Genomic DNA, 15,275 nt, shown 5'->3' on the forward strand with positions numbered 1-15,275 from the left:
CGGCATCGATGAAGGCGGGCGATTGCTTCGGACTGGCTCTTGCCGATAGCGCATGCTAGCCCTCTTGGAAAGCAATTGACGAGGGCAGGACATTGGCGATCGAGGCGGTGATCTTTGATTTCGGCGGCGTGCTGACGAGCTCGCCCTTCGAGGCGTTCACGCGGTTCGAGACCGAGCGCGGCCTGCCCGCCGATATCATCCGGCGCACCAACGCCGCCAATCATCTGGAAAACGCCTGGGCCAAATTCGAGCGGGCCGAGGTCGACATCGAGACGTTCGACGCATTGTTCGCCGCCGAATCGCTCGCGCTCGGTGCGGAGGTGCGCGGCCGAGACGTGCTGCCGCTGCTGCAGGGCGATCTGCGCCCGGAGATGGTCGAGGCCCTGAAGCGCATCAAGGCGCAATTCAAGACCGGCTGCATCACCAACAATCTGCCGGCCAACGCGATCGGCAGCATGACGGGGCGTTCTCTCTACATCGCCGAAGTCATGGTGCTGTTCGATCACGTCATCGAATCCGCCAAGATCGGTCTGCGCAAGCCGGATCCACGCATCTACCAGATGATGGTCGAGACGCTGAAGGTCGACCCGAACAATTGCGTTTATCTCGACGATCTCGGCGTCAACCTGAAGCCGGCGCGCCAGATGGGCATGACCACGATCAAGGTGACGAGCGGAGCGCAGGCGATCGCGGAGCTGGAGACGGCGACGGGGCTGAAGCTGGGGTAGTTCGACATACGCCGTCATTGCGAGCGCAGCGAAGCAATCCAGAGTCTTTCCGCGGAGGGAGTCTGGATTGCTTCGCTGCGCTCGCAATGACGGTTGTGGCGAGATATCGCCCAACCAAATCTACTTCGCCGCAGCAGAGGTCCGCTCCGGAAACGCCGCGGCCAGCGCGGCACGGTCCGGCTTCAGCACGCCGCGCTCGGTGATGAGACCGGTGACGAGCCGCGCCGGCGTCACGTCGAAGGCGTAGTTCGCGACCGGCGAGTTTTCGGGCACGATGCGTACCGTCTCCAGCCGGCCGTCCGCGGTGCGGCCGGTCATGTCGGTGACCTCCACGCCGCTGCGCTGCTCGATCGGGATGTCGCGGATGCCGTCATGGACGGCGAAATCGATCGTCGGCGACGGCAGCGCGACGTAGAACGGCACGCCATTGTCATGCGCGGCAAGCGCCTTCAGGTAAGTACCGATCTTGTTGCAGACGTCGCCATTGGCGGCGACGCGGTCGGTGCCGACGATGGCGAGATCGACCATGCCGTGCTGCATCAGATGTCCGCCGGTATTGTCCGGGATCACCGTGTGCGGCACGCCGTGATGGCCAAGCTCCCAGGCCGTGAGCGAGGCGCCCTGGTTGCGCGGACGCGTCTCGTCGACCCAGACATGGACCTTGATGCCGCGCTCATGCGCGAGATAGATCGGCGCCGTCGCCGTGCCCCAGTCGACGGTGGCGAGCCAGCCGGCGTTGCAATGGGTCAGCACGTTGACCACCTCGCCCGGCTTCTTCGCCGCGGTGGCCTCGATCAGCTTCAGGCCGTTGTCGGCAATGCCGCGATTGATCTCGACGTCCTGCTCGGCGATCTCGTCGGCGCGCGCATAGGCCGCTTCCGCCCGTTCCACCGGATCGATCGGCGCGAGCGCCGCGCGCATCTCGTCCAGCGCCCATTTCAGATTGATCGCGGTCGGCCGCGCCACGACCAGCGTGTCATAGGCGCGTTGCAGCCCGGCGTCGGAAGCGTCCTCGCGCATCGCGAGCGCCATGCCGTAGGCGGCCGTGGCGCCGATCAGCGGCGCGCCGCGCACCAGCATGTCCCTGATAGCAACGGCCGCATCTTCACACGAGGTCAGCCGCGCAATGACGAATTCATGCGGCAGCCGGCGCTGATCGATCGCGCCGACCGACCAGCCGTCGCGCTCGCGCCAGATGCTGCGGAAATGCTTGCCGTCGACCTTCATGGCATTCTGCCTTTTCGTTTTTCTTGCGTCTCACGCTCGCAGGATGCGCCCGGCCACCGCATCGAGCTTCTTCAGGAGCTCGGGATCGCGCGCCTCGGGCGCCGTGATCAGCGCGGTGTCGAGCGCACGGTCCGAACCGATCGGGCACGGCTCGTGCTCACGCGGAAAATCCTTGGCCAACCGCGCCACCAGCGCCTTCGCCTTGTCGGCGTTCGAATTCAGCACGCGGATGATGTCCTGCACGGTGACCGCATCGTGGTCGGGATGCCAGCAGTCGAAATCCGTCACCATGGCGACAGTGGCGTAACAGATCTCCGCCTCACGGGCGAGCTTGGCTTCGGGCATATTGGTCATGCCGATCACCGAGTAGCCCAGCGTCTTGTAGGTCATGCTTTCCGCGTAAGTGGAGAATTGCGGCCCTTCCATGCAGACATAAGTGCCGCCGCGCGCGATAGAGATGCCTTCCGCTTCCGCGGCGGCCGCCAGATGGATGCGCAGCCGCGGCGAGACCGGGTGCGCCATCGACACATGCGCGACGCAGCCGCGGCCGAAAAACGAGCTCTCGCGCTTATGGGTGCGATCGACGAATTGATCGACGAGAACGAAGGTCCCAGGGGGCAGTTCCTCCCTGAAGGAACCGCAGGCCGAGAGCGAGATCAAATCGGTGACGCCGGCGCGCTTCAGCACGTCGATGTTGGCGCGATAATTGATGTCGGAGGGGGACAGCCGGTGCCCCTTGTCATGCCGGGGCAGGAACACGATCGGCAGGCCGGCGATGGAGCCACGCCTTAAAGGAGCCGACGGCTCGCCCCATGGGCTCTCGATCACCTCTTCGCGCGCACCCTCTAAGCCGGGCAGGTCATATATGCCCGAGCCGCCGATGATGCCCAATACCGCCTGCGTCATGCCTGCTCCACCCTGTCCGCCAAATGTGACATGGTTAAGCTATGCCAGTTTTGCGGCGGATTTGGAACGGGGGGAGATGCGCCCCTGTTAAGCCGCGGTCGCCGGCTGGAGCTGCATCGCGACCATCCGCTCCAGCGTCTCGACGGACTGGAAATTCTCCGGCGTGATCTCGGACTGCGGAATGGTGAAGTCGAATTCGGCCTCGACGCCGAGCATGAGATTGACCATGTCCATCGAGGTCAGGCCGATATCGACGAGCTTGGCCGAAGGCGTAACGTTCGCGGTGAGCGAATTCTGTTCGAGGATGCCCTTCACCAGCTTGATGATGCGATTGCGCAAAACGGTATCAAAGGCCTGCATCGGCAAATTCCCATCTGTCTATCGGAGGCGGACCGGACTGCCGGCTACGATGGGTGCGGGCTGCCGGTCCTGCAATGGGCGACACCAATACTTCGCGTTTCTTAGTAAACGATGACTCAGATTGTCGGAAATCCAGCCCTTCTTCCAGAGTCCTAACGCGATACCGGAAAATCCGGCGATGCGAACAACCGGACCTTAACTGTTCGTTCGGAATTGGGTTTTGTTTACCCTCTATTTCATCGACGAATTTGAATTAAATCCGTAGCCTCGTCTCACAAGCAAAGATGGCTGGAGGATCGCCTCAAGCGGCATCGCGAATGATGCCGGCGATCTCGAACGGCAAACCGGAGGCGGACGAGCATGAACGTGCGTGAAGCAGTCCTCACTGTCGACGAAATGCAGACGAGCTTTCTCGAGCAGGGTCCCTCCCTGATCGAGCGCGCCGCCCGGACCGCCGCAGCGGCCGCGGCCGACGCCGACGAGGTCGATCGCGACGCCCGCTTCCCGCACCGGGCTTTCGACGTCGCACGCGAGCAGAAGCTGCTCGGCGTGATGATTCCGGTCGAGTTCGGCGGCTTCGGCGCCTCGATCCATGACGTCACCGACATCTGCTACACGCTCGGACGCGCCTGCGCGTCCACGGCGATGATCTACGCGATGCACCAGACCAAGGTCGCCTGCGTCATCAGGCACGGCCATGGCATCCCCTGGATGGAGACCATGATGCGCCGGGTCGCCCGCGACCAGTGGCTGCTCGCCTCCTCCACCACCGAAGGCCAGAACGGCGGCAACATCCGCGCCAGCGCAGCTGCGGTCGACCATGCCGGCGATACCGTCTCGCTGGTGCGCGACGCCACTGTGATCTCCTACGGCGCCGAAGCCGATGGCCTCGTCACCATCGCCCGCCGCGCCACCGAAGCCGCCGCCTCCGACCAGGTGCTGCTGGCGCTCGCCAAGGACGATTATTCGCTGAAGCGGACGCTGGGCTGGGAAACGCTCGGCATGCGCGGCACCTGCTCGACCGGGTTCGAGCTGAAGGTCGACTGCCCCGCCGACCGCATCTTCCCGGAATCCTATGACAAGATCCACGCCCAGACCATGACGCCGTTCGCGCATCTGTGCTGGTCGTCGGCCTGGGCCGGCATCGCCGCTGCGGCGGTGACGCGCGCGCAGGCCTTCATCCGCAAGGCGGCCCGCTCGTCCGGCGGACAGATGCCCCCGGCCGCGGCGCACTTCACCGCCGCCAAGATGTCGCTGGCCAAGCTGCGCGCTCTGATATCAGCCAATATCGACGCTTTCGCCCGCGTCGAGCATGACGAGCGTGCTCTGAGCTCGCTCGACTTCCAGTCCTCGATTACGCTCTTGAAGGTGCAGGCCTCCGAGCTCGCGGTCGAGACCGTGATGCACGCGATGCGCACCGCGGGACTTGCCGGCTATCGCAACGACGGCGAGTTCACGATGGGCCGCCACCTCCGCGACGTGCTGTCGTCGCCGATCATGATCAACAACGACCGGATCCTGGCCAATGCCGCGACGTCGACATTGATGAGCGGGGTGCCGGCGAGCCTTCGCGACTGACGTACCTCCGCGGCCGATTCAACAAGAACAATTTTGAGATAGCAGGACATCGAACCATGAATATTGCCGTCCTCCCCGACTCGCCCACCACCGCGCCGCAAATGATCGATCCGCTCGATCATCTCGCCGACCAGCTGTTCCACCGCATGGGCGCCGATGGCGTCTATGCCCGCACCGCGCTCTACGAGGGCATTGTCGAGAAGCTCGCCGCGCTGATCACCGGTCATCGCGAGGCCGGCACCGAGGTGATGCGCTTCCCGCCGGTGATGAGCCGCTCGCAGCTGGAGAAGTCCGGCTATCTCAAGAGCTTTCCCAACCTGCTCGGCTGCGTCTGCGGCCTGCACGGCACCGAACGCGAGATCAACGCCGCGGTGAGCCGCTTCGATGCCGGCGGCGACTGGACGACTTCGCTGTCGCCGGCCGATCTCGTGCTGTCGCCGGCGGCCTGCTATCCGGTCTATCCGATCGCGGCGAGCCGCGGACCTTTGCCGAAGGGCGGGCTGCGCTTCGACGTTGCCGCGGATTGCTTCCGCCGCGAGCCGTCGAAGCATCTCGACCGGCTGCAATCGTTCCGCATGCGCGAATATGTCTGCATCGGCAGCCCAGACGACGTCGCTGATTTCCGCGAGCGCTGGATGGTGCGCGCGCAGAAGATCGCGACCGACCTCGGCCTCAGCTTCCGCGTCGACTATGCCAGCGATCCGTTCTTCGGCCGGGTCGGCCAGATGAAGGCGGTGAGCCAGAAGCAGCAGCAGCTCAAGTTCGAGCTGCTCATCCCGCTGCGCTCGGAAGAGCAGCCGACGGCGTGCATGAGCTTCAACTATCACCGCGAGCATTTCGGCACGACCTGGGGAATCCAGGACGCCGATGGCGAGCCGGCGCACACCGGCTGCGTGGCCTTCGGCATGGACCGCCTGGCCGTCGCCATGTTCCACACCCACGGCACCGATCTTTCCGCCTGGCCCGCCAAGGTGCGGGACATCCTGGCCCTGCAGCCGCCTGTCGCGGCCGAGGCCCATGGCGAAGGCTGGCGCTAGAGCATGATCCGGAAAAGTGCGGAGCGGTTTTCCGAGAAGATCATGCTGAAACGATAGACCTCACGAGGCCGACCATTTCCACGGGCAAGACGAGCGTGATCCATACCAAGGTCCGATGCCGCGAGATCACCGAGTCCGACGTCGATAAGATCGCGGACTTGCTGACGCGCGGCTTCGTCGGCCGTTCACGCGACTACTGGATCCAGGGTCTGCGCCGGCAGGCCTTCCGGGCCGCGCCGGAGGGCTATCCGCGCTTCGGCTACATGCTCGACGACGACGGCACGCCCGTCGGCGTGCTGCTCTTGATCTACAGCGAACGCAAGGAGGGCGACGAGACCGCCATCCGGTGCAATTTGTCGAGCTGGTATGTCGACCCGGCCTACCGCAACTACGCGCCGCTGCTGACCAAGATCGCCCAGCGGCACAAGCACGTCACTTATTTCAACATCAGCCCGGCGCAGTGGACCTGGCCAATCATCGAGACGCAGGGCTTTCGCGCCTATTGCCGCGGCATATTCTTCTCGGTCCCTGCGCTAGCGCGCGTCCCGCGCTGGAACGAGATCGAGGTCATTCCGCCGCACGCCAAGGAGATCAAGGGGCTTTCCGAGGCGGAGACCGAGCTTTTGACGCGACATGCGCGTTACAATTGCCTCAGTCTGGTATGCCGCACGCCGAAGGGAACCTTCCCCTTCATCCTGCAACCGGTGCGCATCCGCCGCGGTTTCATCGCACCGCCCGCCATGAAGCTGATCTATTGCCGGAGCACCGCAGAATTTGCCGAATGCGCCGGCCGCATCGGACGGCTGCTGCTGCGGCTCGGCAAGATCGCGGTGGCCGTCGATGCCAACGGTCCGGTTCCCGGCCTCGTCGGCATCTACACCGAGCGGCGCGGCCGGAAATACTTCAGGGGCCCGCACCAGCCACAGCTCGGCGACCTCACCGATACGGAGCTCGTGCTGTACGGGCCGTAGAGCAACGCCCGGCGCTGTAAATCTGTACGAGCGGAGCGGGAATATCGCCGCGCTCGTCCGGAGCTACGGCCTATCGCCTTGGCAGCGGGCCGTTTACGCGTGCGCTCACCATCGCCGGTCATCCTCCGTAAACTACGGCGCTTAAGGGAATTTTCCGGCCTGTTCGCTAGCCTCGGCGGCTGAATTAGGCTGCATTCAGTCTATTGCTGGCCGAGGCCCCGCCGACCCCATGATGTCGACCCGCGAGAGCGAGCTTGGTACAGGCCGTGAGCAGGGCCCAGGCGCCCTGGTCGCGCTGAGCCAGCTTGCGCTCGACCACATGGAACAGGGCGTCTGCGTCTACGATGCCGACAACCGGATCGTGGTGACGAACCAGCGCTATCTCAGACTGTTCGACATGTCGGCCGAAATCGTGCGGATCGGCACCAGCTATCGCGAGGTGCTCGCGCACAGCGCAAGCCGCGGCAACTTTCCGCAAGACCAGCTCGACACGTTGTATTCGAGGCGGATGGCGCAGATCGCCGCGGGCAAGCCGTTCCGCACCGAGCAAATGCTGGCGAGCGGCCTCGTCATGGCGCTCGAGCTGAAGCCGCTCCCCGGCGGCGGCTGGATGACGATCTGCGACGACGTCACCCGCCTCGCCCGGCTCGAAGCGGAACTGCGCGTGCAGACCGAGCGCAGCCAGCACGCGCTCGCCAACATGTCGCACGGACTGATCATGTACGACGTCGACAGCCGTGTCGTCGTCTGCAACGAACGGTTCCTGAAGCTCTACAACCTCGACCCCGAGATCGTGAAGCCGGGCGTCGCGCATTCCACGGTGATCGAGCACTGGATGTCGCGCGGCAACCTGCCGGGCATGTCGGGCGACGAATTCTACCAGAACCGGCTGGAGGACGTGCGCAGCAGGAAGCCGAAGACGCTGCTGGTGATGCGCTACGACGGACGGATGGTGCAGGCGGTCTCCCGCTTCCTGCCCGACGGCGGCTGGGTGACGGTGCACGAGGACGTCACGGAGCGGCTGCAATACGAGGAAACGCTGCGGCAGCAGAATTTCATCCTCGATGCGGCGCTGGAGAACATGGCGCACGGGCTCGCCTTCTTCGACAGCGACATGCGGCTTCGGGTCTGCAACTCCACCTACCTCAAGATCTACCTGTTGTCGCCGGAGGAGACCCGCCCCGGCACACACCTCGCCGAGCTGATCGAGCGATCCATGGCGAACGGCGCGTTCTCCCCGGAATACAGCCCGCAGCAGATCCTCAAAGCCGCCCGCGCGCGGATCGCAAGCCGTGATTCCTCGCCGATGCGCCGGCGCATGTCGAACGACACGGTGATCTCGGTGCGCTATTGCGCGCTGGCCGAAGGCGGCTTCGTCGCCACCTATGAGGACATTACCGAGCGCGAGCGTGCGATCGAGGAGCTGAGCGAGCAGTACCGCCGGTTCGACGCCGCCCTAAACAACATGAGCCAGGGCCTGTGCATGCTCGACGGCAGCCTGCGCGTGATCGTCTGCAACCGCCGCTACATCGAGATGTATGGATTGTCGCCGGAGACCGTGAAGCCAGGCGTCTCGATGCGCGACATCATGGAGCACGCCTGCGAGCTCGGCATCCATCCGAACATGACCGGCGCCAAGCTCTATGCCGACTACGTCGAGAGGCTGCGCGAGGGCGAGCACACGCTGCACCGCCATTTGAACGACGGCCGCATCATCAAGCTCAACCACAAGCGGATGGAGCATGGTGGCTGGGTCGTGACCTATGAGGACGTCACCGAGCGCCACAAGGCCCAGGCCCGGGTGGCGCACATGGCGCGGCACGATTCGCTCACCGACCTGCCCAACCGCACGCTGTTCCGCGAGAAGATGGGCGAGGGGCTGAACCAGGTCGCGATCGCCGGCGGCGCCATGGCCGTGCTGTGCTTCGACCTCGACAATTTCAAGACCGTCAACGACCGCCTCGGCCACGCCGCCGGCGACCGCCTGCTGCGCTGGGTCGCGGCGCGCCTCAAGGAGAATGTCGGCGAGCACGACACCGTCGCGCGGCTTGGCGGCGACGAGTTCGCCGTGCTCCAGCGCGGGCCGCAGCCGCAATCGGCCGAGGCGCTCGCCCGCCGCCTGGTCGAGATCATCGGTCATCCGCCGCCGCTGGAAAGCCAGTCGATCCATGTCGGCGTCTCCGTCGGCATCGCGATCGCGCCCGACCACGGACTCGATGCCGATGAGCTGATGAAATGCGCCGACCTCGCGCTCTACCAGGCCAAGGCCAAGGGGCGCGGAGCCTATCAGTTGTTCGAGCCCGAGATGGAGGAACAGGCGCGCAGCCGGCACGCGCTGGAGCAGGACCTGGTCGGCGCGCTGGAAGGGCGTGAATTCCACCTGGTGTTTCAACCGCAGATGCGGCTCGATTCCTCCGAGCTCACCGGCTTCGAGGCATTGCTGCGCTGGAAGCATCCCTCGCGCGGCTTCGTCTCTCCGGCCGAGTTCATCCCGATTGCGGAGGAGAACGGGCTGATCGTTCCGATCGGCGAATGGGTGCTGCGCACGGCCTGCGCCACCGCCGCGTCCTGGCCCGGCGTCACCGTCGCGGTGAACCTGTCTCCGGTGCAATTCCGCTCCCGCGGCCTGGTGGCGATGGTCACGAGCGCGCTTGCGGAAGCCGGCCTGCCGCCGCAGCGGCTCGAGCTCGAGGTCACGGAGACGGCGCTGCTCGACGACAGCAAGGCGACCATCGACATCCTGCACCAGCTCCGCGCACTCGGGGTGCGCGTCAGCCTCGACGATTTCGGGGTCGGCTATTCCTCCCTGAGCTATCTGCGCAAGTTTCCGTTCGACCGCATCAAGATCGATCGCTCCTTCGTCGGAACGCTCGGCGAAAGCCCGGAGAGCGTTGCCATCGTCAGAACGATCGCGAGCCTCGGCTCCGTGCTCGGCGTCGAGACCACGGCGGAGGGCGTGGAAACCGAGGAACAGCTCGACTTCGTCCGCGAATGCGGCTGCACCGCGGTCCAAGGCTATTATTTCGGCAAGCCGTGTCTCGCCTCGGAAGTCGGCCGCACCATCGAGACGCTGAACACGGTCCGGCGGGTGGCCTGACCGCTTCGGCCGCTCAAATTCCGCCTCTCGGCATTGTCGCAGAGGTCGGCTCTGTCGGCGTTAGCTGACCGACGGCCGCACAGCGATGCGCGCAACACGCTTTTCTTCTCCGTCAAATTCAGGAACAATCGCCTCGCAACGAGAGACGGCGCCCCCAGAGAGGCCGCCGCGAGGGAGGCTTTCGATGTCGGGATACGGGCTGAAGACGATTGCATTTGCCGCGGTGCACGCCGTCATGGGCTTATTGCTCTCCACGGCGGTCAATGCGCAGGACTATCCAACGAAGCCGATCACGTTGATCGTGCCTTGGCCGGCCGGCGGATCGACTGATCTCTCGATGCGCGCGATCGCCGACAGCGCCTCGAAGGTGCTAGGCCAGCCGATCGTGATCGACAACAAGGCCGGCGGCAGCGGCACGGTCGGGCCGGCGACGATGGCCGCGGCGGCGAAGCCGGACGGCTATACCATCTCGCAGATCCCGATCACCGTGTTTCGCCTGCCCTTGATGCAGGAGGTGTCGTGGGATCCGGCAAAGGATTTCACCTATATCGTCCATCTCACCGGCTACACCTTCGGCGTGACCACGAGCGCGGAATCGCAGTTCAAGAGCTGGAAGGACGTGGTGGAGTTCGCAAAGGCGAATCCGGGCAAGGTGACCTATGCCACGCCCGGCGCCGGCACCTCGCTGCATATCGGCATGGAGCAGATCGCCGCGATGTCCGGCATCAAGCTGACCCAGGTCCCTTTCAAGGGCGGCGCGGAGACCAACGCCGCCGTGCTGGGACAGCACACCATGCTGCAGGCTGATTCCACGGGATGGCGGCCGCTGGTCGACGCCGGCAAGCTGCGGCTCCTGATGGTGTGGACCGGCGCGCGCTCGCCGAACTATCCCGACGTGCCGACGCTGAAGGAGCTCGGCTATCCCATGGTCTACGATTCCCCGTTCGGCATTGCAGGACCGAAAGGGATGGATCCCAAGATCGTGGCCAAGCTGCACGACGCCTTCAAGAAGGCGGTCGAAGACCCCGCGGTGGTGGCGACGCTCGCCAAATACGACATGGTGCCGAACTACAAGAACACCGAGGATTACAAGAAATTCATCGTCGAGGTCACGGAATCCGAGCGCAAGGTGATCGAGACGCTCGGGCTCGCGAAGAAGTAAGACCGCGCTGCTTGTGTCCCGGACGCGCTGCAGCGTGCAACGCTGCTGCGCAGTGCCGGGACCCATCTTCTTCGCCCACACGCATGGGCCCCGGCTTTGCAGCGCACCTGCCATAGCACGTCGAAGACGTGCGTGAACGCAACTTGCGGTGCTGCGCTGCGTCCGGGGCACGAGAGAGAATCGATGAACGATCCAACCAACGTCAAGCTCCGCCTCAGCAACTCCGAACTCTGGGGCGGGCTGATCGGGCTCGCACTCGGCGGCTTCGTGATCTGGTCGGGCTTGAAGCTCAGGCTCGGCACCATCAACGATCCCGGCTCCGGCTATGTGCTGTTCTACACGGGCATCCTGATGTGCGTGTTCGCGAGCGCGATCATCGTCTCGGCGATCACCGAGGGCGGGCCGACGCTGGCCTCGCGCTGGGAGAACGTGCGCTGGAGCAAGCCGCTTGTCCTCATCGCCTGCCTCACTGCATTCGCGTTCGCGCTGGAGCCGCTGGGATTCCTGCTGTCATCGATCCCGCTGATGCTGCTGCTGTTGCGGCTGATCGATCCGGTGCGCTGGACGCTGGCGATTCCGATCGCGGTGCTGGTGCCCTCGGGCATGTGGTGGGTGCTCAAGCGGCTGCTGTTGATCCAGTTGCCGTCAGGCCTGTTCGGGATCGGCTGACCCCCATGGATACGCTTGTCAACGTGGCACATGGATTCGGCGTCGCGCTGCTGCCGATCAACCTGCTCTACTGCTTCATCGGCGTGTTCATTGGCACGCTGGTCGGCGTGCTGCCCGGCATCGGCCCGATCTCGGCGATGTCGCTACTGCTACCGGTGACGCTGTCGGGAACGCCGGAATCCGGCATCATCATGATGGCCGGCATTTATTACGGCTCGATGTATGGCGGCTCGACCACCTCGATCCTGGTCAACATCCCCGGCGAGGCGGCCTCCGTCGTCACCTGCATCGACGGCCACCAAATGGCGAAGCAGGGCCGTGCGGGCCCCGCGCTCGGCATCGCCGCGTTCGGCTCCTTCGCTGCCGGCACCTTTGCGCTGGTCGCCTTGATGTTGGTGGCGCCGAAGCTCGCCAGTCTCGCCATTGCTTTCGGCCCGGCCGAGTATTTCAGCCTGATGGTGCTCGGCCTCGTCGTGCTCACCTTCCTCACCCAGGGATCGATGCCGAAGGCATTGCTGATGGCGTGCATCGGTGTCGTGCTCGGGCTGATCGGGCTCGACAGCATCACCGCGCAGCCGCGACTGACCTTCGGCCGCATGGAGCTGATCGACGGCATCGGCCTCGTGCCCGTGGTGATGGGCCTGTTCGGCGTCGCCGAGGTGCTGCTCAACACCGAGCAGGCGATCAAGCGCGACGTCATCAACACCAGGATCACCCATCTCCTGCCGAGCAAGGAGGACTGGAAGGCGAGCGCCGGTCCGGTCGGCCGCGGCACCATCCTCGGCTTTTTCCTCGGCATCCTGCCGGGCGGCGGCGCCGTGGTCTCGTCATTCGCGTCCTACGCGCTGGAGAAGCGGCTGTCGAAGACCCCTGAAAGGTTCGGCCACGGCGCGATCGAGGGCGTCGCCGGCCCGGAATCGGCGAACAACGCCGCAGCCGGCGGCGCCTTCATTCCGCTGATGACGCTCGGCATCCCGCCGAACGTGGTGATGGCGCTGCTGCTCGGAGCCTTCGTCATTCACGGCCTGCAGCCGGGCCCGCTGATGATCACGCAGAACCCCGGCCTGTTCTGGGGCATCGTCGCCAGCATGTATATCGGCAACGTCATGCTGCTGATCCTGAACCTGCCGATGATCGGCATGTGGGTGCAGCTGCTCAAGCTGCCCTACAACATCCTGTTCCCCCTGATCATCCTGTTCACGATCCTCGGCGTCTACTGCTCGAGCAACAACGTGTTCGACGTCTATGTGATGATCGCGTTCGGGATCATCGGCTATTTCATGCGCAAGCTCGGCTACGAGCCGGCGCCACTGGTGCTGGCCTTCGTGCTGGGTCCGATGATGGAGAACAATTTGCGCAAGTCGCTGATCCTGTCGCAGGGCGATCTCTGGACCTTCGTGCAGCGGCCGATCTCGGCAGTGTGTCTTGTGTTTGCCCTGGTGCTGCTGATCGCGCCGCTGCTGCCGTCGCTGCGCAAGAAGCGCGAGCTTGTGGCGCTGGACGAGGGAGCGTGAGAAGATCTCGTAGTCTGTAGGGTGGATTAGCCGAAGGCGTAATCCACCGCTTCTCTCTCGACGCGGATCGTAAAGTGGTGGGCTACGCCTTCGGCTAACCCACCCTACGCCATCTCAGCCCGCCGCAGGCAGCGCGCTGTCCGGCGGCACGCCCCACGGGCGTTCCGCCGAAGCCAGCCCGATCAGGCGGCCCTGGATGTAGTCGCAGCCCCAGTCGCGCAACATGTTTGCGGCTTCGTCGTCCTGCACCCATTCGGCGACGGTCTTGATGTCGAGGCGGCGGGCGAGGTCGATCAGGGTCTGCACGAAGGCGCGGTCGTCGGCGGAATGGGTGATGTTCTGCACGAAGGCGCCGTCGATCTTGACGATGTCCACGCCGAGCTTGCGCAAATTGCGGAACGAGGTGTAGCCGGCGCCGAAATCGTCGATGGCGATGCGGCTGCCGAAATGCTTGAGGCGGCTGACGAAGGCGCGGACGTCGTCGATGTCCTGGATCGCGACCGTCTCGGTGATCTCGACGATCAGCCGCTCGGCGACGCCGGGATGGGCCAGCATCAGCGATTCGATCCCCGCCCACCAGTCCGGATCCATGGTCGTATCCGGCGAGATGTTGAGGCTGAGGCAGACGTCGGGCGCCGCCGCGAGCTCGGCGACCACGAGCTCGAGCACGCGGTGATCGACCAGGCGGATCAGGCCGAGCCGTTCGGCGACCGGCACGATGTCGGGCGCGAGCAGCACCTGGCCGTCGCCCTGGTCCATCCGCACCAGGCATTCATGGAATGCGCGCTCGCGCGAGACAGCCGAGACGACGGGCTCATAGGCGAGCCTGATGCGGCGCTCGTTGAGCGCGGTGACGATCTCGTCGGTGACGCGGATGTTGACGCGGCGCTGTGCGTCGCGCGCGGCATCCGGACGCCAGGCCGCGAACGAGCCGGAGCGGCGGCGCTTGGCGGCGTCCAGCGTCTCATGGGCGCGGTTGACGGCCTCGTCGGTGTTGCGGGCATAGCGCGGCAGGCTGACCGCGCCGATCGACGCGGTGACCGAGACCGGACCGGATTTGGTCGGCACCACCTCGTCGCGGATGCCGGCGAGGAAGCGCTCGGCGGCCACGTTCATGTCGTCGACGGTGCAGTTCTTCAGGATCAGGCCGAACTTGTTGCCGGAGAAGCGCCCCAGCACGTCGCCGCCGCGCAGGCGCGCGCGAATGCGCTTGGCGACGTCGAGGATCACGGCGTCGGCGACGTCGAAGCCGAAAGCATCGTTGACGCGGGCGAGATGATCGATGCCGACCAGCATGAAGGCCGCTGTCGAGCGGAAGCGCGTGGTCTCCTCGATCGCCTCGGCCAGCGCCGCGATCAGATGCGAGCGGTTGAGCTCGCCGGTCAGCGGATCGAGCCGGGCCAGCCTGCTCAATTCCTCGTCCCGGGCGTGGCGCTCATTGTTGATGCGGACGGAGCCGATCGCTCGCGTGGGACGGCCGTCGGGACCTGCGAACCAGCGGCCGGTCTCCTCGATCCAGATCACGGGATCGGAGGCGCTCATGCGCACGCCGTACTCGATTCGGTAAGGGGTGCCGTCGGCGCCGTGCACCGGGGACGTCAGTGCCAGCGCCGCCGTCCGCAGCGTTTGCGCGGGCTCGATCAGCTTGGCGAATTCGGCGCCGGTCGAAAGCCGCTCGGCGGGAATGCCGGGGAAAACGGCGCTGACCTGCTCACCCCAGACGATGGCATCGCTGGCGATGTCCCAGGCGAACACGGCCTGACCGAGCGCGGCCAGGATGTCGGAGGCTTGCGGCAATCCAGGGGTCAAAGTCGCCTCGTTTCGGGACAGTGGAGAAGTCCTGAGCCGGCACAGGATAGAGCCAGATTCGCTGCCGAACCTAGGCAAAGTTGATAAACAATTTGGAAACCACGTTTCCGAAGGCGTCGGAACCAAACCGGCCCGGCCGGCATAGGCCTTGCGAGTACAGGACTCGCGCCGGCCCCCGCGTCTCGAAACGCGACAGTCTCGCCGGATCAACGGTGAT

At 65.1% G+C, this 15,275-nt stretch carries 12 protein-coding genes; 8 read left to right on the top strand and 4 right to left on the bottom strand.

The genetic code is table 11. The features are described from left to right. Positions 1 to 92: 92 nt before the first annotated feature. Positions 93 to 728, top strand: coding sequence for an HAD-IA family hydrolase (locus tag I6F28_RS23290; RefSeq protein WP_036002146.1), 636 nt, complete (start codon positions 93 to 95; stop codon positions 726 to 728). 120 nt (positions 729 to 848) lie between these two features. Here the strand turns inward: I6F28_RS23290 and mtnA are convergent, their stop codons facing one another. The 3 genes from mtnA to I6F28_RS23305 form a co-directional block, all read right to left on the bottom strand. Continuing rightward, the gene (gene mtnA / locus I6F28_RS23295) at positions 849 to 1,955 is read right to left on the bottom strand and encodes an S-methyl-5-thioribose-1-phosphate isomerase (RefSeq protein ID WP_225141268.1); all 1,107 of its coding nucleotides are present in this window, start codon (positions 1,953 to 1,955) and stop codon (positions 849 to 851) included. A gap of 30 nt (positions 1,956 to 1,985) precedes the next feature. Continuing rightward, on the bottom strand, positions 1,986 to 2,861 hold the full coding sequence (locus tag I6F28_RS23300) for an S-methyl-5'-thioadenosine phosphorylase (RefSeq protein WP_036023920.1): 876 nt from the start codon (positions 2,859 to 2,861) through the stop codon (positions 1,986 to 1,988). An 87-nt stretch (positions 2,862 to 2,948) separates the two neighbouring features. After that, positions 2,949 to 3,221 carry a phosphopantetheine-binding protein gene (locus I6F28_RS23305; protein WP_036002155.1) on the bottom strand — a complete coding sequence of 91 codons (273 nt, stop codon included), beginning with the start codon at positions 3,219 to 3,221 and terminating at the stop codon, positions 2,949 to 2,951. Between the two features lie 360 nt (positions 3,222 to 3,581). Between I6F28_RS23305 and I6F28_RS23310 the strand changes: the two genes are divergently transcribed. The 7 genes from I6F28_RS23310 (at position 3,582) to I6F28_RS23340 (ending at position 13,249) form a co-directional block, all read left to right on the top strand. Further along, a complete protein-coding gene (locus tag I6F28_RS23310) occupies positions 3,582 to 4,799 on the top strand; it encodes an acyl-CoA dehydrogenase family protein (RefSeq protein WP_109142106.1) in 1,218 nt (405 codons plus the stop codon). A gap of 56 nt (positions 4,800 to 4,855) precedes the next feature. Beyond that, on the top strand, positions 4,856 to 5,836 hold the full coding sequence (locus I6F28_RS23315) for an amino acid--[acyl-carrier-protein] ligase (protein WP_225130509.1): 981 nt from the start codon (positions 4,856 to 4,858) through the stop codon (positions 5,834 to 5,836). Positions 5,837 to 5,931: 95 nt separating this feature from the next. Beyond that, positions 5,932 to 6,807: a GNAT family N-acetyltransferase gene (locus tag I6F28_RS23320; protein WP_109142104.1), complete on the top strand. Its 876-nt coding sequence runs from the start codon at positions 5,932 to 5,934 to the stop codon at positions 6,805 to 6,807. 229 nt (positions 6,808 to 7,036) lie between these two features. Beyond that, positions 7,037 to 9,904: a PAS-domain containing protein gene (locus I6F28_RS23325; protein ID WP_225141270.1), complete on the top strand. Its 2,868-nt coding sequence runs from the start codon at positions 7,037 to 7,039 to the stop codon at positions 9,902 to 9,904. A gap of 184 nt (positions 9,905 to 10,088) precedes the next feature. Beyond that, positions 10,089 to 11,066 (top strand): tripartite tricarboxylate transporter substrate binding protein, encoded by a 978-nt coding sequence (locus I6F28_RS23330; protein ID WP_036023927.1) that lies wholly within the window; start codon positions 10,089 to 10,091, stop codon positions 11,064 to 11,066. A gap of 183 nt (positions 11,067 to 11,249) precedes the next feature. Further along, entirely contained in the window at positions 11,250 to 11,735 is a 486-nt protein-coding gene (locus I6F28_RS23335) for a tripartite tricarboxylate transporter TctB family protein (RefSeq protein WP_074447634.1), read from the top strand. Positions 11,736 to 11,740: 5 nt separating this feature from the next. Further along, complete coding sequence (locus tag I6F28_RS23340; RefSeq protein ID WP_225126232.1) at positions 11,741 to 13,249, top strand: tripartite tricarboxylate transporter permease; 1,509 nt, start codon at positions 11,741 to 11,743, stop codon at positions 13,247 to 13,249. A 114-nt stretch (positions 13,250 to 13,363) separates the two neighbouring features. On the opposite strand, the gene I6F28_RS23345 is transcribed toward I6F28_RS23340, so the two are convergent. Further along, the gene (locus I6F28_RS23345) at positions 13,364 to 15,058 is read right to left on the bottom strand and encodes a bifunctional diguanylate cyclase/phosphodiesterase (RefSeq protein WP_225141273.1); all 1,695 of its coding nucleotides are present in this window, start codon (positions 15,056 to 15,058) and stop codon (positions 13,364 to 13,366) included. Positions 15,059 to 15,275 lie beyond the last annotated feature (217 nt).

It is taken from the genome of Bradyrhizobium sp. NBAIM14 (assembly GCF_020193895.1).
GTDB classification, from domain to species: Bacteria; Pseudomonadota; Alphaproteobacteria; order Rhizobiales; family Xanthobacteraceae; genus Bradyrhizobium; species Bradyrhizobium yuanmingense.